We start from the raw sequence: 20257 nt of genomic DNA on the forward strand, positions 1-20257 counted from the left end.
GCTGGCACCAGTACTCCGGAGAGACTGTCGCACGGTTGCCGCGGTAAACCGCGAGCAGACACGGACACCGGCGAGTGGCCGGTTCCACCTGCGCGCCCCGGGACCGGCTGGCCCCCGACGACTGGTGGTGGACGAGGCGCGGCTACGTTTGCGCGACGGGGAAGGCGCCGGGTTCCTGTTCCGCATGTCCAGAGCCGGCCGCAAACGCAACGCCGACCTGACCGTGATCACTCAGGACGACGTGGCCGACGTGCCCGGCACCGAACTCGGCCGAGCCGTGGTATCCAACGCTGCCCAGATCCTGCTCAGACAGGCCCCGCAAGCCATCGACGCAGTCGGCGACGCATTCGGACTCACCGCGGGGAAACGGCGGGTGCTGCCGCCCGTACCGGCCACGGGCTGGTGGTCTGCGGCACCAACCGCGCATCGTTCGAGGCTATCTTTTCATTGGCCGACCATCAGCTGGTGCTACTTCTCCTGGTCACGTCGTAAGTCTGCGAAATTACGATGGGAATTCTGAGACGGCGCAGCTGCGGCTGTCCGGAGTAGGGCGAGCTGTGCACGTCGTCATTTCTGTCACGCCGCTCGGCAGGCACTAGCTGACCTCAAGGTTGATTCGTCTGTCGGATCATGGATCGCCTAATGTCGGGGACGTACCGGTGCGCCACGACTTGACTGGCAGCACGCGAGTATATGCACCGAGTTGGCACTGGGCGCGTGGATCCGCTTTGCGATCACGCTTTTATGGCCACACTTGCTTCGCCGTGAAACAATCGGGTCCCCCTGAAGAGGCGAAGCCGGATGCGAGGGGAAGTCCTCGATGTCAGATCCGCTAACTTTGGCAAGTGTCGGCGCCGTCGCGCTGACCGAAGGAATCAAGTTCCTCTACGCGCAGGCCGGTGAGGCGATTAAGGCTTGGCGGACGAGGCGAAATTCGAATGAGCCTTCAGCCGAGGTGGAACTCGCGGCGCCGGACGCGGCGTTCGACCATGCCCCGCGACAGGCCAGGATCGACTTCGCGGTGGTGGGAGGACTGGAACAGGACCTACGCGATCTTCGAGCAGCGCTCGCCGATCTCAACGACGGCATCGAAGAGGTCGACCCCCATGACCACGCAACACTGGAACGCGTGGACGGCCTACGCCGCCTCCTGGAAGCTGTCTACGGCGAACGGTTCGTCTTCCGAGGCGAACCGGCGGTCTCGTCGAGCGCTGCGATCGTCAAGGGCGAAGCCGTAGTCGAGGACGTGCGCGGGTACGTGGCCGGTCTGCGGGCGCGGAAGATTCTCGGTGGCGCCGTCGCCGGTCACGTGCGAGCGGGACGCGTGGAGACCGGGGGCCGCGCGGTCGGCGTAGAAGTCGACAGTGTCGGGTGATGGCCTCGGGTCGTCCGACTTCACCGGGCGCCGGTGGTTGTTTCGGCAACTCAGCGCCTGGCGGCAGGGCGATGGTGTGGCCCTGCTCATCGAGGGCCCGCCTGGCAGCGGGAAGTCGGCGATCGCGGCACAAATGGACTCGGCGAATGCGGGAGAACTGGCGGAACCAGATCTACCCACGCCCGGCTGGCTGGCCTACACCCACTTCTGCCGGAACCGCGAACCTTCGACGCTGAGCCCCCTGACGTTCGTGGAACGCCTCAGCGAGGCGCTGGCCAGACGCGACGAGGGGTTCCGGCGAGCACTGCTTGAGGCTCGAGCGATAACGGTGGCGCCCGTCGGGGTCGTCCAGGCCGGAGAGATCCATCCGGGCGCCTCGGTCAGCGGCGTTCAGATCTCCGTCAACCTGCACAGCTACTCACCCGCTCTCGCGTATGAGGAGCTTGTCCGCAAGCCGCTCGCGCGGGCATCCGCCGGATCGGACGAGCGGGTGGTTCTTGTCGACGCCTTGGACGAGGGGAGCGAACTGGGCAGCGACAGCATCGCGGAGCTGCTGGCCCGGATCATCACCGACCGGGCGCCGGGAAGGTTACGCTTCGTGCTCACAGCCCGTAGCGCAGACTCCCGCATCGACGATCGCTTCCCCCGGGCCGGCCGCATTCACCTCGTGCGGGATGCACCTGTGGGAGCTCCGGACATTCGGGAGTACATCGCCGCTCGTCTGATGGAATTGCCGGCTCGGGAACGTGAGATCGCGACTGGCCGGATCACCGATGCCAGCGATGGAATCTTCCTCTACGCCAAGCATGTCGTCGACGCGTTGCTCGCCGACCGCAGAGCTTGGTCGAATCCGGAACGCTTCGCACTGCCCAGGTCGTTGACCGAGGTCTACAGCAACTTCCTCACCCGCGAGCTGGCCCGCGATCGGCAGCATCGCGACTGGCAGGAACGTTTTCGGCCGGTCCTTGCCCTTCTCGCAGTCGCTCGCGGTGAGGGTCTAACGCGTGAGGTCCTCGTCGGGGCCTCACGGCAGCTGTCCGACGCGCGACCGGCGCAGCTCTGGGACGCGATCACAGCTTGCCAGCCGTTCCTACAGGTCAACGCGGAAGGTCGCGTAAGGATCTTTCACGAGTCCTTTCGCGAGTTCCTCCTTGCTGCGCCGCCCTACCCGATCTTCGTTCCTGAGGCGCAGGATGCTCTGTGCGATTTCCTGATCGATCATCACGCCGCGGACTGGCAAGGGCAGGATGATCGATATTCGGTCGAGCATCTTCCGGCCCATCTGCTGGACGCGACTCGGGTAGCCACGCTGACGGCTCTGCTGAAGGAGCCCACTTTCATTGAAGCTAAAGTCTCCCGCTTCGGCGTTCCCGCGATCATGCGTGACCTCGCCGGTGCGGTCCACGCGTCGTCCGGCACCGAGGCCGGTGACCAGATGCGGGAGTTGTACGACCTGATCGATCGAGTCGCCCATCGACTCCCCGGCGCCGCCGAAAGCGATCGCCCGGGCCAGATCAGTCAGCACCTTCTCCTGGCCGCCCAGGAGAGCGGCAGCGAGTGGATCGGCGAACTCGCAGAGCGTCACCTCATCGGGATCGGCAGGCCCTATCTCCGTACCAAATGGCATGCCGGGTCCGCGAGCCCAGCGCTTCGCCGGACGCTTGTCGGGCATCAGGCGCCGGTACTGTTCGTGACGATCGACGCGCTGGGTGAGCGGGCGCTTTCGGCATCCGAGGACGGCACGGCACGGTTATGGGACGTCGAGACAGGCGAGTCTCTCCGCGTGTTCGGGCCGCACCCGACGGCTCTGGTGACGGCAAGATTCATCAGGGATGAGTCGGCAGTAGTGACCGCGGCCGGAGACGGCTCGGTCCGAGTCTGGGATATCCGTACCGCTGCGATGACAGCTGAATTCGACGTCTCGGCAAAGATCACGGCGTTCGAGGTCGGATGCGACCAGGCCTCGTGCCTGGTGGGCACCTCTACCGGCGTTGTCACCACCTGGAGCCTGAACGGCGAGGCCACACGACTGTCGCCCACGTGCGATTCTCCCGTGGGGATTCTGCGATGCAACGACCACGTCATCGTCGCCGGCACTCGTGGTGGCGACATACACGTATGGCGCGCCGACGGCCGCTACCACGGTCCGCTGCAGGGGCACACGGATTCGATATCTCAACTTCTCATCATCGACGAGATGCGAGCCGTCTCCGCCTCCTCGGACGGGTCGGTGCGGTTCTGGGACCTCGACACTCTCAGCTGTTCCCGCGACATGCGATCGGAGAATCGGGTTCAGTGCCTCGACCTGGCGTGGGTGCCCGGCTCGGACGTCGTGGTGTGTGCGGGGAACGCCTGGGCGATCCACGTCTACGACCACGAGACTGGCGATGAGGTCGGCACGATCACCTCTGACAAGATGCTGCCGAACTTGATGACCATGTCGCCGGACGGGACGATGCTGCTGGCGACCTCGACAGAGGACAGGCGCATACGGGTCGTCGACCTCTCGTCGATGGACGTCGTGGACGAGTTGAGTGGGCACAGCAACGGCGTGTACGGCATGTGCATCACCGCAGACTCCCGCCGCGTGGTCACAGCGTCCTATGACCGCACAGTACGAGTCTGGGACCTCACTACAACCCCCAACGAGGGCTTTGCCGGTCACGGCGCCTCCGTCCTCGCCGTATGCGCCGCGCCGCGCCACAACCTCCTGCTTTCGAGCAGCTTCGATGACACATTACGGGGCTGGGACCTGGAAACGGGCGAACCGAGGCTCTTCTACTCGCGTGTCATCCAGCAGTTCATCAACGTGATCCACGCCGGCGCGGCCGACAACGGCGCGTTGGTCGGCAACGCCCGGGGAAACATCGAGTTCTTTCCGATGGGCGAGGGCGCGCAGATTCATGCGCTCAACTACAGCCTCCGTCGCGTGGAGTGGATATTCGCCAAAGGTCTGAAGAGTGTCAGCTCACTCGCCGTGCTCAAGCACCAGAAGCTCCTGGTCTCGGCGTCCTGGCACGACACCCCCATCCACGTCTGGGACCTGTCCAACGGCAGTCTGGTTCACACGATGACCGGCCATACAGCACCTGTTCGGGCACTGGCAGCATTGCCGAATGACCTGGTCGCCAGCGCGGCGGAGGACGGCTCGATCCGAGTGTGGGACCCAGGGGAGGGAAGGCTCTCCTACACGATGAGCATGGACGACGGCGTGGGGATCCACGAACTCAAGGCCAGCCCGGACGGGCATCTTCTGCTTGCAGGTTGCGCCGACGGCAGCCTGCGTCTGTGGGACGTCGCCAACCGCCGGCAGATCCGTAACATCGACGCCCACCGGCTTGCGGTGAACGCTGTGGCCTGGTGGGCACCCGATCGGGCGTACTCGGTCAGCGACGACGGCTGGGTGGCAGAATGGGACCTGGCACAGGGCTCACGGACGCTCAGCGTGAATATGAGTTCGCCCATCAACCAGATAGTGGCCGAGAATGGCGCTCTCTACTTCGGCACGGCCGCCGGCGACATGCATTGCCTCGTCCGTGCCCCCGTTCAGCAGGCTTCGGTCTGCCAGGGAACGCAGATCATTGACGCACGGGAGTATCCCGGCCATGTCAATGATCTCAACACGCGCCTGCGCCTAGCCGATCAGCTCAGCAGATCGGGCGACCCCTCCAGCGCCGCCGAAACGTTGAAAACACTACTGCCTGAGCTCGAGCGAGCGGTCGGTCAGGATGATCGACGGAACTTGAACGCGCGGAGTCAGCTCGTCCTTTGGCACGGTGAGGCAGGCGACCCGGTCGCCGCGCTGGAGGCAGCCGGGGAACTGGTGGCCTACGCGCTCCGAATATTCGGGCCCGATGACGCCGACACTTTGAGGGCCCGTGGCACGCAAGCCAACCTTCGTGGCGAAGCTGGCAGTCCAGACGGCGCGGTTACGGCGTTTGAGCAACTGCTGGCCGACCGGCTCAGGCTGCTCGGTCCGGAACATCCGGACACACTGATGACACGGAACAATCTGGCCTACTGGAGCGCCAAGGCGGGTGATCCGGCTGGTGCCGTCGACGCGTTCGAACAACTTCTGGTCGACCGCCGCCGAGTTCTGGGCCCCGACCATCCCCACACGCTGGACACCTATCTCAACCTCGCCCACGCGCGCCTCGACGCAGGCGATGCAGCTGGCGCCGTCGATGCCCTGAAGCAGCTGGCGCATCATCAGAAGCGCGTTCACGGCCCTCGCGATCCTCGCAGTTTGGGCACTCTGCTGAAGCTCGCGAGCTGGCATGCCGAAGCAGACGACCCGGATAGCGCAGCCAAAGTTCTCGAACAATTGCTGCCGGACCTGGAACAGGCGCTCGGTGTCGACCACGTCACGACCCGGGCTGCACGCACGACCCTCGCCCAGCGGCGTGCTGAGGTCGCCGGAAGCGCCGGTACCCCAGACGCCGCGAACAATCGATGAGCACGGAGAGACGTCCACGGGACGGAGGCGCCGTCCCGGACCCTGTCGCTCAGGTCCTGCCAGGTCGGCCATGAACGATGTCGGCCGTAGCGGGCAGGCGCATCGACCTTCTGGCCATTCTGATCATCTGGTCTCGCGCGTGCCACAGCCTGGCATAATTCACCGCCCACGCGTCGTCATCGGGCGGCGACGGCGCATCAAACGCAAGTGAGACGAGGCGATGCTCGTGCTCATGAAGTAGTTCGGCGGCTGCCACGACGTCAGCGGAAGCAAGTAGCCTGAGGCGCGTCATTGTGGAGCGCTGTGTGTCGTGGGCAACCTGAGCTTGCTGTCGCAGCGTGGGAATGTCAGCAGAATCTTGTTCCCCTCTTCTGATGTCTATCGCAACCCGGCAGGCATGGCCTGCCACGTAGCTGGCCCCCATGTACTCCATGAATGCGTCAACGAGTGCCTCGCGCGCCCATTTGCCGTGCTCCCGCCTTCCGGACACTACTAAATTGATGCCGGCGAGGATCGCGGCTGCGGTTGCGGCAATTGGCGATAGCGCCGAGGGGATATCAGTCACGTCAGTCTCCTTCGGGGTCGCCGAAGTTCTCAGCATGCGGGGTCAACTCAAATCAATCCATGTTGGCTGAATACTCGTCCATGTTTCGGCCGCAGTAACGACAGATACCGGGCAGGGTCGACGTGAAGCGGGTCGGGGGAGACCTTGCGGACCAGCTCGGCGAGACAGCAGAACCGGGAACGGTCGTCCATCCACGCCACCACCTTGGCCTCAGTGCCGGTGGCCAGCCGCACGCCTCCGACGATGTCCGGTGGCCAAAGTTCCATGGGTACCTCGTGCTTCCACCGCCTGTAGTCCTCCCGGCGGCGTCGCCGAGGGACGACTTCGGCCAGGCCGTACCGGACCAGGACCGATGGACGATCCGCGATGGGATCGGTCCAGGGGCAGCCGTGGCGACCGAGTTCCTTTTCGATTCACCGGGCTCCTCATCGTGGATGGTGGCGGCGTAGTTCGCAGATCGCCGCTTTCACTTCCGGTGGAGTCTGCCTCGATGAGATACGTGGGAGCTCGGCCGGCCGATGGCCTTCCACGCCTTGATCGTGGTACCGGTGAATCCCAAGTCGCGCGCGGTCATTGGCGGGGGCGCAGATTGCGAGCACGGGGTCGGTCGCAACGGCGCTGAACGGCCCGCATCGGTCGTGAACGTTCGGCCCCGACCTGGGGCGCGTCGTGATTGCGCTGGTCAGGGCTCATTGGATGTTCGCTGACACAACCGCGCCGAGCGTCCGCTAACGGCGCTGAACGGCTGCGCGTCGGCCGAGGTCGGGTGCGTATTGATCGAGGTCTGCGAAAGGGGCCGGTGGAATCGTTGCTGGTCACTGGTGGAGCAAGCTGGGAGCAGGCTTCTGACCTCTGAGCGTTTGGAGAAGCGCTCCGTGGTCTCGCGGTCGAGTCGATGGTGATGCGTTCACGGCGCAGCACGAAGTACAGGCGGTGCAGGGCCGCGTTGCCAGCAGTGAACGGATAGGCGAATGCGTCGTGGACACAGAGGTTCCACGACGCCTGCACGTGGACGTCTAGCTTGGGTTGCTGGATGCCTTCAATGCGGCGGCGGCGTGCTTGGCGTGCGGGCCCCGCTCGCGGTACGCGTGCTGTGCGGCCTCGACGTGCGCGCGGGCCGTGGCCTCGGCGCGTTCCTCGTCGCCGGATTCGATCGTGCGCGCCATTTGGATGTGCTCGGTCCAGGTATGTGGAGCCCGTTCGGTGACGTCTGGCAGGTGGACCCACTGTGCGCGCTTGATCGTCGGTATGGCGATGGTCATGAGGTACGGGTTGCGCGCCATCTCCATGATGCCGATGTGGAACTCGGTGATCAGGTGGGGGAGCCTGTCCAGCTGTCCGTTGGTCAGGGCGGTCAGTGCCTGGGTGACAACGTCGTTCAGTGGCGCGACGCCGAGTTCGGGACCGTTGCGAGCGGCTAGCCGGGCCCCCAAGGGCTCCAGGGCCATGCGTACGTCGAAGAGGTTCTCGGCGTCTTGGACCGTCAGGTGGGCGACGAAGGCCCCGCGTCGCGGTGTGATCTCGACGAATCCTTCGGCGGTCAGGACACGGATCGCCTCGCGCACCGGGTTGCGGGACACGCCGAGCCGCTCGGCGAGCCGTGTCTCGACCAGATGTGTCCCCGGCGGCAGTTCGAATTCGAGGATGAGTCGACGAAGCTCGCCGGTCACGACGCTCACCAGTTGCGGATGATGATCGCCGACGGGCGAGGCGCTCAACTTCGAGAGCTCCACCGTTGCCATGGCGCTGATCGTATACAGCAGACAAGAAAGCGCCCAGCCGGGGGGTCAATCGTCGTCGATGGCCGCGTGTGAGGCGAGGCTTACGTGAGGTTCCACCCTCGATGTCGGAAAGAGCACGGCGCGATACCTGATTGTTACGGTGAGATCTCTAGCGCACCTCTGCTCATTGTATACATTGAACCGAACCAGGAAGATCCACAAAACTAGGTGGACAAGGTGGAGGCGATGGAACGCGCTACTGCTCCAACCGCACCCGACGCCGCCGACCGCGGTGCCCGTGCTGACTTCGGGGATCAGGCTGACCGGGCTGCCGGAGCCGGCCCGGCATCGCGGCCCCGGTCGCCTGCGCTGGTCAGGTTCTACCGGCGCTACGCGACGGTTCTGCACACCATATGTACGCTGATCCTCGGCGCCGTCATCTGGCAGGTCGTTGCCTGGCACTCCAGCAAGCTGGTGCTGGTGCCGCTCGGCGACATCCTGCACGCATTCACGGCCTCGATACGCAGCGGGCAACTGGGCACCGACGCCGCCGCGAGCCTGCAGGGCTTCGCCGAGGGGTTCGTCCTCGCCGCGGCGGCCGGCATCGCCGTCGGCGTCCTGATGGCGGTCAACCGGGTGATCTTCGACTTCCTGGACCCATGGATGTCGGCGCTGTACTCCACGCCGCTGATCGCCCTCGCCCCGCTGTTCATCATCACCTTCGGCATCGGGATGACCTCGCGTATCGCGGTCGTGCTGACCATGGCGTTCTTCCCGATCGCGTTGAACACCACCGCCGGTATCCGGATGACCGACGCCAACCTGATCGAGACGGCGCACTCCTACGGTGCGAATAAGTTCCAGATATTCCGCAAGGTGTTGCTGCCCTCGGCCGTGCCGTTCATCGTGACCGGCCTGCGGCTGGCCGTCGGTCGGGGCCTGATGGGTGTCGTGGTGGCCGAGTTCTTCGGCTCCACCACTGGCCTCGGCCACACGGTGTTCACCGCGTCGCAGAACTTCGCTACCGCTGACGTGTGGCTGGGCGTGTTCGTCCTGGCCGTGATCGGCGTGGTCTTCATCCGGATCATGCACATCATCGAGAAGAAGATCGCACCTTGGCGTAACAGCAGGCAGGGAGGAATCCTGTGAATGTTGTCGACGTGGCCGAGCCGAAGCTCGCACGGGCGGTGCCCAAGCTCGAAGCGCGCGGTCTGTACAAGCAGTTCTATCGCGGCAGCAGCCGCATGGACGCGCTGTATGACGTGAACCTGGTGATCCAGCCGGGCGAATTCGTCGCGGTCCTCGGTGCGAGCGGGTGCGGCAAGACGACTCTGCTGCGCATCATCGACGGCCTCGAGCAGGCCACCGGCGGGGAGCTGCTGATCGACGGCAATGCCTCCCGCGGTACCGGCGTCGACCGTGGATTCGTCTTCCAGCAGGACAACCTGTTGCCGTGGCGCAACGTGCTGCGCAACGTGATGTTCGGGCTTGAACTGCAACGACGTCCGCGGGCCGAGACCAAGGCGCAGGCCATGCAGTACATCGACATGGTCGGGCTGTCCGGCTTCGAGAAGCACTATCCGCACGAGCTGTCCGGCGGCATGCGCCAGCGGGTCAACCTGGCCCGGGCGTTCACCATTTCACCGGATGTGCTGCTGATGGACGAGCCGTTCGCCGCGCTCGACGCGCAGACCCGTGAGGTGATGCAGACCGAGCTGTTGCGGATCTGGAGGCAGGCCGCCGGTGGCCGCACCGTCGTGTTCGTGACCCACCAGATCGACGAGGCAATCTTCCTCGCCGACCGGATCGTGGTGATGACGGCACGGCCCGGCCGCATCAAGGAAGTCATCGACGTGCCCTTCCCTCGGCCGCGGGACCTGCACATCAAGCGGACCGCCGAGTTCGGCGAGATCTACGACTCGATATGGAAGACGATCGAACAGGAGGTACGCGTCTCCATGGGAATGTCGACCTCCTGAGCGAAGGTCGCAGCGCAGCGCCAGATTCCGGCGCGGGGGTGGCCGCGTGCGCCGCCCCGCACTACGCCGACTCGGGTCTCCGACAAGCGGCGCAGTCAGATCCCGGTGTGTTTCAGCACATCCGTGTTCCCCATGTCCCCTGCACGGAGCGGCGGTTCACCGCGCCCCGAATCGACAGACAGAGATCACGCCGACGGCGGCGTCGTTTCAATGAGGTGGGAAAATGGCCAGGAACATCAAGACACTCGTCGCCGGTGCGTTAGCCGCCACGGTGGCCCTGACGTCGGCCGCCTGTGGCAACGGCAGCGACAGCGGCGGCGGCGGGGCCGCGGGTGCTCAGACGGTCTCGATCGGCATCAGCTCGCTCAACGCCTCGCACATGTGGGAGTTCATCGCCCGGGACGAGGGCATCTTCTCCAAGTACGGCATCAATCTGAAGCTGGTGGTCTTCCAAGGCGCCTCGCAGGTGCTGCCCTCGCTGCTCGGCGGATCGACTCAGGTGTCCGAGCCGAGTGCACCGCAGGCCGTGGCCGCGATGCAGAAGCAGCCCGGCCTCAAGATCGTCGTTGGTTCGTTGATGGGCAGCCCGCTGAGCGTGGTCGGGCGCAAGGGCATCAACAGCATCGCGGACCTGAAGGGCAAGAAGGTCAGCGTCAACGCGGCCGGATCGAGTTCCGATTACTATTCGGCTCTCGCATATTTCGGCGCACACGGCCTGTCCAAGACCGACGTCACCTACGTGACCGGCGGTGCCACCAGCGCCCGGGTTTCGGCGTTGCTGTCCGGTGCCGTGGACGCGGTGCTGTGTTCGCCGCCGGACATCGAGCGCCTGACGAAGACCGGGAACAAGGTGTTGGGCAATGTCAACGACCTGCCCGACCAGAAGAACGCGCTGGCCTACGCGCTCATGGTGAAAAGCTCGTGGGCCCAGGCCAACCACGACACCGTGGTGAAGTTCCTTGAGGGGTATCAGGCGACGCTGGCGTTCATGCGTGATCCGGCCAACCACGACAAGGTCGTAGCGGACATCGCCAAGGAACTCAACACCGACGCCCAGGGTGCCGACGACGTCTATACCTACTTCATCAAGGACGCTGAGGCGAACCTCGATCCCACCGGTGCGGTGACGGTACCGTCGCTGACCCTCGCGCTGAAGGCGGCCGAAGTTCCCTCGGTAACGGAAAGCACGCTGTCCGGCTACGTCGACAACTCGTTCGCGCAGGAGGGCGCCCAGGCCACGGGAGCCACGCCGCTCGCCTCGTCCTCGGCGACCAGCTGACACCCGCGCCCGCGGACAACCGCAGCCAGACAACCGCCCACAAGACTGACAGAGGAAAGGCTGACCCGGTGACCGAGTCACGTATCGCCGACGGTATGCGGATCGACTTCGACGTCCCCGTCGAAATGGACGACGGATTGGTCCTGCGAGCCGATGTCTTCCGTCCCGTCGAGGACGGCCAGTATCCGGTCCTGATGACGATGGGTCCCTACGCCAAAGGACTGGCGTTCCAGGAAGGCTGGAAGTTCAACTGGGACCGGCTGGTCGCGGCCTGGCCGGAGGTGGCCGAGGGCTCGACCAACAAGTACCAGAACTGGGAGACGGTGGACCCGGAGAAGTGGGTTCCGGACGGGTACGTCTGCCTGCGCGTCGACTCCCGCGGTGCCGGCCGCTCGCCGGGCCTGCTCGATCCCTGGTCCGCACGTGAGACGCAGGATCTGTACGAGTGCATCGAGTGGGCGGCCGTTCGGCCGTGGAGCAACGGCAAGGTCGGGCTCAGCGGCATTTCGTACTACGCGATGAACCAGTGGCACGTGGCCGCGTTGCAGCCCCCGCATCTGACCGCGATGCTCGTCCAGGAGGGTGCCTCGGACTACTACCGCGAATTCGCCCGCCACGGCGGCATTCTGAGCGGTTTCCTCAACAGCTGGTACCGCGGTCTTCACACCACGGTGCAGCATGGGCTGGGGGAGCGCAGTGCTCGCAGCCGGGTGACCGGTGAACCGGTGGCCGGGCCGGAGACTCTCACCGAAGAGGATCTGGTCGCCAACCGGGTGGACGTCTACGGGGAGGTGCGCGCCCGGCCCCTGGTCGATCAGCACTACCGTGACCGTACTGCCGATCTCGGCAAGGTCGTCACGCCGTTCCTGTCCACGGCCAACTGGGGTGGACAGGGTCTGCATCCGCGCGGCAACATCGAGGGCTTCCTGGCCGCCGCCAGTGAGCAGAAGTGGCTGGAGATCCACGGGGACACGCACTCGTCGCCCTTCTACACCAACTATGGCGTGGCCATGCAGAAGCGGTTCTTCGGTCACTTCCTCAAAGGCGAGGACACCGGCTGGGACAAGCAGCCCAGGGTCGCCCTGCGGGTGCGCCATCCCGGTGAGGTGTTCGTCGACCGGGCCGAGAACGAGTGGCCGCTGGCCCGTACCCGATGGACCAGGTACCACCTGAACCCCAACGACATGAGCCTGGGCACCGGCCCGGCGAGCGGACCCAGCCTGTCCTACCAGGCGACCGGGGACGGACTGCTGTTCCGCAGCGCCGCACTGGCCGAACAGACCGAGCTGACCGGTCCGGTCGCCGCCCGGCTGGTGCTGTCCTCCGACACCACCGACGCGGACGTCTTCTGCTGCCTGGTCGTCTTCGACGAGAACGGACAGGAGGTGACCTTCCAGGGTTCCAACGACCCGCGTACCCCGATCGGGCTGGGATGGCTGCGCGCCTCACACCGCAAGCTCGATGCGCAGCGGACGCTGCCGCACCGGCCGTACCACACGCACGACGACCCGCAGCCGCTGACGCCCGGCGAGCCGGTCACGCTGGACATCGAGATCTGGCCGACCTGCCTGGTCGTGCCGGCCGGCTACCGGATCGGCCTGATGGTCCGCGGCCGGGACTACGACAACGGCGCCGAGGCGTTGCCGGGAGCCAAGTACCCGCTGCGGGGAATCGGGCCGTTCACCCATAACGATCCGGTGGACCGACCGGCCGAGATCTTCGGCGGTACCGCCACCCTGCACTTCGAGCCGGATCAGGAGTCCTACCTGCTCCTGCCGGTTATTCCGGAGTGACGGGCCGATCATGATTGTCGATCTGCACAGCCACTTCTTCCCGGCCGAGGCCGCGAACGCCGCGCGGTCCTCGGTCCGGGTGGAGGCCGGACCGTCCGCGGGCCAGACTCATCTTCGCGTTGACGGCCAGGACTTCATCGTCCCGGCGGCGATCACCGATCCCGCCACCCAGGCACGTGAGGCCACACAGGCCGGGCTGGACGCGAGGGCGTTGCTGCCCCCGCCGTTCGCGGTGCGCTACGAGTTGGACCCGGACGACGGCGTGGACTGGAGCCGCCGCTTGAACGAGGGCACTGCGGCGGCCGCGGCGAGCGATCCCGAGCGGTTGATCGGGTTCGCGTCGGTGCCGCTGCAGGCCGGTGGGGAGCGCGCGGCTGCCGAACTCGACTACGCGATCGGGTCGCTGGGCCTGCGCGGTGTCGAGCTGTTGACCAGTGTCTGTGGGACCGGGCTGGACGCGGCACAGTTCGACACGTTCTGGGCCGCGGTCGCCGAACTCGGCGTGCCGGTGGTGATCCATCCCCACTACGTCGCGGGCGCGCAGCACATGCGGCAGTACTACCTGCGGAACCTGGTCGGCAACCCGACGGAGACCGCTCTGGCCGGCGCCCGGCTGATCTACAGCGGGCTGCTGAGGCGCTACCCCGGGCTGCACGTGATCCTCTGCCACGGCGGCGGAGCGCTGCCGCACATCATCGGCCGGCTGCGGCACGGTTTCCGGTCCCGGCCGGAGCTGCGCGACGCCGCTGACCCTGACGAGGGACTGCGGCGACTGTTTTACGACACTGTCGTGTTCGACCCGACCGTGCTGCGGCACCTGGCCGAACTCGTCGGGCATCGACAACTCGTCGTCGGCAGCGACTACCCCTTCGACATGGCCGAACCGCGCCCGGCCGCCTTTGTCGCCGATTCGGGCCTGTCCGAGCAGGCCGTCGCTTCCGTCCTGCACTCGGCCGACCGGCTGTTCGCCAGCTGAATTCCCATTACCCGGACCTCGCCACCGAAAGGACTCATCATGGCATTGCCGCGCAGCGTCGCGGACTCCTTCGCCCTCGCCGAGACTGCTCTGCTGCTGATCGACCTGCAGCGCCGGCATATGGACGTCGACGGAGTCGGCTACCACACCCTGCCCCCGGAGCGCGCCCGCTCGGTGACCGAACGCGCCGGTGAGGCGCTCGCCGTCGCCCGGGAGGTCGGGCTGCCGATCGTGCACGTCGGCACCTGGAAGAAGCCGGCGGCGCCGTGGGGCAACCGCAACGGCAACAACCCGTTCTTTGCCTGGCAGAACGGCAAACCGATTCCTGGAGCCGGCTTTGTGCGCCAGGCGGACCTGTGCATCGAGGGCAGCGTCTACGCCGAGTTCATGCCGCAGACCACGCCGCTGCCCCACGAGCCACTGGTGCTGAAGTTCCGCTACAGCGGCTTCTACATGACCGACCTGGAGCTCGTGCTGCGCGGCCTCGGCATTCGGCAGCTGTTCATCGGTGGGGTGAACACCAACAACTGTGTGCTCCACACAGCGTTCGACGCCCAGGCGCGCGACTTCGGCGTGGTGCTGCTGGAGGACGCGGCCGGCAGCATGAACGGGCCGGACTACCACCAGGCAGCGGTACGTCAGATCGAGGCGTCCATCGGCTGGGTCAGCGACGTGTCCTCCTTCGCCGACCTGGTCCGGGCCAAGCCGCCGGCGTCCGCGGCCGCCGCTGCCGCTGGAGTGGGAGGGTGAGCGACCCGATGGGCGGCGACGCGCTGCGCGGCCGGGTGGCACTGATTACCGGTGCCGGCAGGGGATTCGGTCGGGCCATCGCCGAGTTGTTCGTCGACAACGGGGCGGACGTGGTCCTGCACTACCGCACCAGTGCCGAGGGCTGTGCCGAGGTTGTCGAGCGCGCCGGCAAGCGGGGCGTGCGCGCCGTGGTGTTGCAGGCCGACCTCGCCGAGCCGGCCGCCGCTCGCGAGCTGGCCGCCCGGGCCCGCGAGGAGCTGGGACCGGTTGATGTGCTGGTCAACAACGCCGGGGTGATGCGCGTGGGCTCGTTCCTGGGTTCCACCGAGGAAGACTGGGACGCTGAGCTCGACCTCAATGTCCGGGCGGCGCTGCGAGTGACCCGCTCGGTCGTGCCGATGATGATCGAGCGGAACTACGGCAAGATCATCAACCTGTCGTCGCAGCTGGCCCTTCGTGGCTGGGGTCGGGGCGCGGTATACGCCGGTACCAAGGGTTTCCTGCTGACGTGGACCAAGTCACTGGCGGTCGAGCTGGGCCGGTACCGGATCAACGTCAACGCCCTCGGCCCGGGCTCGATCCTGACTGATATGAATCGCGAGATCTTCCCCGACGAACAGACCATCCAGCGCAAGGCCCAGGAGCTGCCACTGCGACGCATGGGACACCCCAGCGACGTCGCCGAATGCGCACTGTTCCTCGCCTCCCCAGCCAGTGACTTCATGACCGGCCAGATGTTGGGCATCAACGGTGGAAGCCAGATGTAGCCGCGGCGGCGGCGACGAGACCGATCGAGGCACCACCCGTGCGCGATGAGGGAGACGGAAACGGCATGACTGAGGTTCGCAGCGAACCCTGGCAGTGGGACGAGACGACCTGGCGCGGGCACGTCGAGCTGGTCCAGGCCGGTTCGAGCCTGGCGCCGGGCAGCTGGCCCAACGGTGCCCGGGCGGCGGTGGCGATCTCCTTCGACTCCGACCACGAAACGCCGGCCATGCGCGACGGCAAGACCAGCCCGGGCATGCTGGCCCAGGGAACCTACGGCGCCCGCGTCGGTGTTCCCCGCATTTTGGCGATGCTGAAATCCCGCGGAATCCCGGCGACGTTCTTCATGCCGGCGGTATCGGCACTGCTGCACCCCGACGAGATTCGCACCTATATCGAGCAGGGGCACGAGGTCGCCCTGCACGGCTGGATCCACGAGCGCAACCTGCTGCTGCCCGGCACCGCCGAGCGCGAGCTGGCCCTTCGGGCGGCCGACACCCTGGAAAAGCTGACCGGCGTCCGCCCGGTCGGCGTGCGCACCCCGTCGTGGGACTTCAGCGCGAACACCCTGCGCGTCATCCGGGAGCTGGGCCTGATCTACGACTCGTCGCTGATGGCCGACGACGATCCGTACGAGCTGCTCGATCGTGGTGAGCCGACAGGCGTTGTGGAGCTACCGGTCGACTGGATCCGCGACGACGCTCCGTACTTCATGATGGACCGCTACACCGCGCTGCGCCCGTACGCCACACCACGCCACGTCGGGGACATCTGGCGTGACGAGTTCACCGGCGCCTACGAGCGTGGCGGCATCTTCCAGATCACCCTGCACCCGCACATCATCGGACACCACTCCCGGCTGGTCGTCCTCGCCGAACTGCTCGACGAAATCACCACCCACGACGACATCTGGTACGCGACTCACGCGCAGCTCGCCCGATACGTGCGCGACCAGACCGGATTGGACTGATTGCCATGCCCACACCAACTCTCGACGCGGCCACGGTGGCGGACCTGACGGCGGTGCGCGACTGGCTCGTCGCGCACCGCGCCGATCTGGTCGCGGACCTGCGCACGTACGTCAATCTGGAGACACCGAGCAACGATAAGGCCCTGCTGGACAAGGGTCTGGCGTGGATCAGCGACTGGATCGTCAGTCACCTCGGCCCGCCGGCCGGTACCACCCGGATCGGCGGTGGAGACCGCGGCGATGTGCTGCTGCTCGACTATGCCGGCGAGGGCGAACGACCGGTCCTGCTGCTGTGTCACTACGACACCGTCTGGAACGCCGGCACGCTGAACGAGTGGGCGTTCCACGACGACGGAACGAAAATCACCGGTCCCGGTGCCTTCGACATGAAGGCCGGCCTGGTGCAGCTGGTGTGGGCTCTGCACGCGCTGCGCGAGCTGGGTCTGCCCCGTCCGCCGGTGCGGTTGCTGCTCAACGGGGATGAGGAACTGGGCAGCACGACCTCCCGTTCGGTGATCGAGGAAGCGGCTCACGACGTCGCCGCGGTGCTTGTTCTCGAGCCCTCGGCCGACGCGGCGGTGAAGACATCCCGCAAGGGCGTGGGCATCTTCGAGCTGGACGTGACCGGGGTCGAGGCCCACGCGGGCCTCGACCCGACCAAGGGAGCCAGCGCTATCCACGAACTCGCCCGCCTGATCGTGGCACTACGCGAGTTCGAAGACCTCGAGGCCGGTACGAGCGTGAGTGTCGGCGTCGTCGCCGGCGGCACCCGTACCAACGTCATCGCCGGGCATGCCCGCGCGACCATCGACGTACGCGTCAGCAGCCAGGCCGAGGCCGCGCGGGTCGAGGCTGGCCTGCGCGGTCTGACCTCCTCCGATCCGCGGATATCGGTGGTGCTGGGCGGTGGCTGGAACCGGCCGGTGATGGAGCGCACCGACGAGATCGCGCAGATGTACCAGCTGGCGCGACAGGTCGCAGACCGGATCGGTTTCGAGCTGCCGGAGACCGCCGCGGGCGGGGGTAGCGACGGCAACTTCGTGGCCGGTTGGGCACTGCCGCTGCTGGATGGGTTGGGGCCGGTCGGGGCCGGTGCGCACAGCCGCGGCGAGTGGGTGGACGTCGCGGCGATGCCGCTGCGTGCAGCCCTGGTCGCCGGCCTGCTGCACGTGCTCCGCGATGACGGGCGGGGCAAGGGGACTGCGCAACACAGCGGGGTTCCAGCGGATCGCCTCGTCGCGCCAGACGGGGCGACGCGATGAGCGCGACGACCGTCCGGGACGGCACCGAGGCATGGAATCTGCGACTGCTCGCTCAACATCGGCTCGACGGGCACGGCGACACGATGCACGTCAACGTGCACGACGGCTTCGCCTACGTGGGGCACATGGGTGACGATCGGGTCGGCACGTCGGTGCTCGACGTCAGCGACCCGAGCCGTCCACGGCTGGTGACTCAGCTGCACACACCACCCGGCACCCATTCACACAAGGTGCAGGTTGTGGGCGAGCTGCTGCTCGTCAACCACGAGCGCAACCCGGGCGAGATGAACGACCTCTCCGGCACGACGTGGAGCGCCGGACTGGCCGTCTTTGACATCAGCCGACCCTGGAAGCCCGAACAGATCGGCTTTCTCGCCACACCGGGCAAGGGTGTGCACCGGATGACGTTCTGGCAGTCCCCGTACGTCGTGATGAGCGGCAGCGACCACGGATTCACCGATCAGTTCTTCATCGCGGCCGACTTGAGCGACCCGACTCAGCCGGTGGAGGTGGGGCGCTGGTGGCTTCCGGGGATGTTCAGCGCGAACGGGGAGGCACCCGGGTGGCCTCCTGGGCGGGCCTACAAGCACCACCACTCGATCATTCGCGGCCAACGGGCGTACGGCGGCTGGTGGGACGCCGGACTGGTCATCCTCGACATCAGTGACCTGAGCCAGCCGCGGCTGGTCAGCCGGCTCGACTTCGGGGCCGAGGTGAGCGGAGCGACGCACACGGCGATGCCGGTGCCGGGCCGCGATCTGCTCGTGGTCACCGATGAATGCGTCAAGGCCGGACCGGGGCGACCAGACATCGAGAAGCACGTGCGTCTCGTCGACATCTCGGACGAGACGAACCCGACAGTCATCTCGCAGTTCCCCGTGCCGGCCGGCGACTACCACGACCGCCCCGGGCGCAGCGGCCCGCACAACCTGCACGAGATGCGGCCCGGATCGTTCAGCTCGTCACGCACGATCCACGTCACATACTTCAATGCCGGCCTGCGCGTGTTCGACATCGTCGATCCCTCGGCTCCGCAGGAGATCGCCTACTTCGTCCCGCCGGCGGCACCGGGCTGTTCCGCGCTGCAGTTCAACGACGTGACCGTGACCCCGGACGGACTCATCTACGTCACCGACCGAGCCGGCGGAGGTCTCTACATCCTCGAACCCGAGATCGAGCTTTCGTGATGCGTACCGAACTTGTATCGATACCCACCGACACCGTGCCACTGGACGGGGCGTACTACGAGCCCGACGGCGGCCCCATCGCCGGTGCCGTCATCTTCTTCCACGGCAACACGATGAACTTCTACGTCGGGGCGCCGCGGTTCATGCCGCCGGCCCTCACCGAACTGGGCTTCGCCTGCCTGGCGTTCAATCGGCGCGGGCACGACATCCTCAGCGTTCGCGAGGACAAGGAGACCATCGAGGGAGCGGCCTTCCAGACGACCGCCCAGGCGCAGGCCGACCACGAGTACGCCGGCGCCTGGCTAGCCGAGGCCGGCTTCCCTGACCCGGTCGTCATCGGCCACAGCAACGGCGGGATGATGTCGCCCCCGTTCGTCATCGCCCGCCCGAAGACCCCGGCGCTCGTGCTGTTGTCGGCCGGGCGGGGCGGACCGCTGCGGGGCGTGCAGCGGCCGGGGCTGCTCGGCGGCGCCGATGTCGAGCAGTTCGCCGCCAAGGCCCGCGACATGGTGGCGCAGGGGCGGGGCCGGGAGCTGATGATGGTGCCGGGCTGGTGGTACGTCATCACCGCCGAGAGTTTCCTGGACCGGTTAGCGACTGTCCCCGACGTCATCACGCTCGCCGCGCAGATCACCTGTCCGGTGCTCTACGTGCGGGGAGACCAGGAATCCCCGCAGACGTTTCCCGGCGAAACGTATCAGGCCAACGCGGCAGGCCCGTGCGAGGTGGCGGTCCTACCCGATTGCGGACACTTCTACGTCGGCAAGGAACAGGCCGTCACCGATCTGGTGTGCGACTTCCTGAACCGCAGCGTGCTCGGGAAATGAACCCCTGAGCCGGCCCACGGCGGTCTCGGCTGACGCCTGACATGATCACCGGCGAAGCCCGCAGGCCGGTCGACGACCAGAATGCTCGGCGGCCTGGGCGCCGGGTATGAGGGTCGCGGCCTTGACGCGTCAGCTCGGGCTGTTGAAGCCGCAGGAGGCGATCTCACGGCGCAATTGCGCCGCTTCCTCATCGAGGTCGCACAACAGCAACACCTTGAACGGAAGGCCCTTGCTGCCGGACTCCTGGTGACGGCATCGATGAGGTCGTTGGGCCGGCGGTTGGCGTGGCGGGTAGCGCGGGCGATGTTGGGTTCGCCGTTGTTGCGGTGGGAGACCGATCGCGGTGTTACCT

17 protein-coding genes and 1 pseudogene are annotated in these 20257 nt (G+C 66.5%); 14 read left to right on the plus strand and 4 right to left on the minus strand.

Annotation, left to right across the window (positions count from 1 at the left end; genetic code table 11):
• Positions 1-94: 94 nt before the first annotated feature.
• The 3 genes and pseudogenes from Raf01_RS45170 to Raf01_RS45180 form a co-directional block, all read left to right on the plus strand.
• Positions 95-492: pseudogene (locus tag Raf01_RS45170) on the plus strand (conjugal transfer protein TraC); the annotation flags it as partial.
• 328 nt (positions 493-820) lie between these two features.
• Positions 821-1375 (plus strand): hypothetical protein, encoded by a 555-nt coding sequence (locus tag Raf01_RS45175; RefSeq protein ID WP_203924333.1) that lies wholly within the window; start codon positions 821-823, stop codon positions 1373-1375.
• A 76-nt stretch (positions 1376-1451) separates the two neighbouring features.
• A complete protein-coding gene (locus Raf01_RS45180) occupies positions 1452-5831 on the plus strand; it encodes a tetratricopeptide repeat protein (RefSeq protein WP_203924334.1) in 4380 nt (1459 codons plus the stop codon).
• Positions 5832-5880: 49 nt separating this feature from the next.
• Here Raf01_RS45180 and Raf01_RS45185 read toward each other — a convergent pair whose 3' ends face one another.
• The 3 genes from Raf01_RS45185 to Raf01_RS45195 form a co-directional block, all read right to left on the minus strand.
• Complete coding sequence (locus Raf01_RS45185; protein ID WP_203924335.1) at positions 5881-6396, minus strand: hypothetical protein; 516 nt, start codon at positions 6394-6396, stop codon at positions 5881-5883.
• A 47-nt stretch (positions 6397-6443) separates the two neighbouring features.
• The gene (locus tag Raf01_RS45190; protein ID WP_203924336.1) at positions 6444-6629 is read right to left on the minus strand and encodes a hypothetical protein; all 186 of its coding nucleotides are present in this window, start codon (positions 6627-6629) and stop codon (positions 6444-6446) included.
• 783 nt (positions 6630-7412) lie between these two features.
• Positions 7413-8138 (minus strand): GntR family transcriptional regulator, encoded by a 726-nt coding sequence (locus tag Raf01_RS45195; RefSeq protein WP_203924337.1) that lies wholly within the window; start codon positions 8136-8138, stop codon positions 7413-7415.
• A 225-nt stretch (positions 8139-8363) separates the two neighbouring features.
• Between Raf01_RS45195 and Raf01_RS45200 the strand changes: the two genes are divergently transcribed.
• The 11 genes from Raf01_RS45200 (at position 8364) to Raf01_RS45250 (ending at position 19905) form a co-directional block, all read left to right on the plus strand.
• Positions 8364-9266, plus strand: a complete 903-nt coding sequence (locus Raf01_RS45200) for an ABC transporter permease (RefSeq protein ID WP_203924338.1) — start codon at positions 8364-8366, stop codon at positions 9264-9266.
• On the plus strand, positions 9263-10096 hold the full coding sequence (locus Raf01_RS45205) for an ABC transporter ATP-binding protein (protein WP_239134480.1): 834 nt from the start codon (positions 9263-9265) through the stop codon (positions 10094-10096). Before Raf01_RS45200 ends, Raf01_RS45205 begins: the two co-directional genes overlap by 4 nt.
• A 223-nt stretch (positions 10097-10319) precedes the next feature.
• Positions 10320-11375: an ABC transporter substrate-binding protein gene (locus Raf01_RS45210; protein WP_203924339.1), complete on the plus strand. Its 1056-nt coding sequence runs from the start codon at positions 10320-10322 to the stop codon at positions 11373-11375.
• 68 nt (positions 11376-11443) lie between these two features.
• The gene (locus Raf01_RS45215) at positions 11444-13168 is read left to right on the plus strand and encodes a CocE/NonD family hydrolase (protein WP_203924340.1); all 1725 of its coding nucleotides are present in this window, start codon (positions 11444-11446) and stop codon (positions 13166-13168) included.
• Between the two features lie 10 nt (positions 13169-13178).
• Complete coding sequence (locus tag Raf01_RS45220) at positions 13179-14144, plus strand: amidohydrolase family protein (protein WP_203924341.1); 966 nt, start codon at positions 13179-13181, stop codon at positions 14142-14144.
• A 39-nt stretch (positions 14145-14183) separates the two neighbouring features.
• Positions 14184-14894 carry a cysteine hydrolase family protein gene (locus Raf01_RS45225; RefSeq protein WP_203924342.1) on the plus strand — a complete coding sequence of 237 codons (711 nt, stop codon included), beginning with the start codon at positions 14184-14186 and terminating at the stop codon, positions 14892-14894.
• Positions 14891-15661 (plus strand): SDR family NAD(P)-dependent oxidoreductase, encoded by a 771-nt coding sequence (locus Raf01_RS45230; RefSeq protein WP_203924343.1) that lies wholly within the window; start codon positions 14891-14893, stop codon positions 15659-15661. The genes Raf01_RS45225 and Raf01_RS45230 overlap by 4 nt, the downstream gene beginning before the upstream one ends.
• Positions 15662-15726: 65 nt before the next feature.
• Complete coding sequence (locus Raf01_RS45235) at positions 15727-16629, plus strand: polysaccharide deacetylase family protein (protein WP_203924344.1); 903 nt, start codon at positions 15727-15729, stop codon at positions 16627-16629.
• A 5-nt stretch (positions 16630-16634) separates the two neighbouring features.
• Complete coding sequence (locus tag Raf01_RS45240; protein WP_203924345.1) at positions 16635-17891, plus strand: M20 family metallopeptidase; 1257 nt, start codon at positions 16635-16637, stop codon at positions 17889-17891.
• Positions 17888-19078 carry an LVIVD repeat-containing protein gene (locus Raf01_RS45245; RefSeq protein ID WP_203924346.1) on the plus strand — a complete coding sequence of 397 codons (1191 nt, stop codon included), beginning with the start codon at positions 17888-17890 and terminating at the stop codon, positions 19076-19078. The genes Raf01_RS45240 and Raf01_RS45245 overlap by 4 nt, the downstream gene beginning before the upstream one ends.
• Positions 19078-19905, plus strand: a complete 828-nt coding sequence (locus Raf01_RS45250) for an alpha/beta hydrolase (RefSeq protein ID WP_203924347.1) — start codon at positions 19078-19080, stop codon at positions 19903-19905. Before Raf01_RS45245 ends, Raf01_RS45250 begins: the two co-directional genes overlap by 1 nt.
• Positions 19906-20034: 129 nt before the next feature.
• Here Raf01_RS45250 and Raf01_RS45255 read toward each other — a convergent pair.
• On the minus strand, positions 20035-20257 hold a 223-nt coding region (locus tag Raf01_RS45255), incomplete at its 5' end, for a hypothetical protein (RefSeq protein WP_203924348.1).

It is taken from the genome of Rugosimonospora africana (assembly GCF_016862975.1).
Classification (GTDB): domain Bacteria; phylum Actinomycetota; class Actinomycetes; order Mycobacteriales; family Micromonosporaceae; genus Rugosimonospora; species Rugosimonospora africana.

Excerpts from the sequence above, each read along its gene's own strand:
- Raf01_RS45245 (WP_203924346.1), top strand. The coding sequence starts at position 17,888 with ATGAGCGCGACGACCGTCCGGGACGGCACCGAGGCATGGAATCTGCGA.
- Raf01_RS45235 (WP_203924344.1), top strand. The coding sequence starts at position 15,727 with ATGACTGAGGTTCGCAGCGAACCCTGGCAGTGGGACGAGACGACCTGG.
- Raf01_RS45225 (WP_203924342.1), top strand. The coding sequence starts at position 14,184 with ATGGCATTGCCGCGCAGCGTCGCGGACTCCTTCGCCCTCGCCGAGACT.
- Raf01_RS45220 (WP_203924341.1), top strand. The coding sequence starts at position 13,179 with ATGATTGTCGATCTGCACAGCCACTTCTTCCCGGCCGAGGCCGCGAAC.
- Raf01_RS45200 (WP_203924338.1), top strand. The coding sequence starts at position 8,364 with ATGGAACGCGCTACTGCTCCAACCGCACCCGACGCCGCCGACCGCGGT.
- Raf01_RS45250 (WP_203924347.1), top strand. The coding sequence starts at position 19,078 with ATGCGTACCGAACTTGTATCGATACCCACCGACACCGTGCCACTGGAC.
- Raf01_RS45175 (WP_203924333.1), top strand. The coding sequence starts at position 821 with ATGTCAGATCCGCTAACTTTGGCAAGTGTCGGCGCCGTCGCGCTGACC.
- Raf01_RS45240 (WP_203924345.1), top strand. The coding sequence starts at position 16,635 with ATGCCCACACCAACTCTCGACGCGGCCACGGTGGCGGACCTGACGGCG.
- Raf01_RS45210 (WP_203924339.1), top strand. The coding sequence starts at position 10,320 with ATGGCCAGGAACATCAAGACACTCGTCGCCGGTGCGTTAGCCGCCACG.
- Raf01_RS45195 (WP_203924337.1), bottom strand. The coding sequence starts at position 8,138 with ATGGCAACGGTGGAGCTCTCGAAGTTGAGCGCCTCGCCCGTCGGCGAT.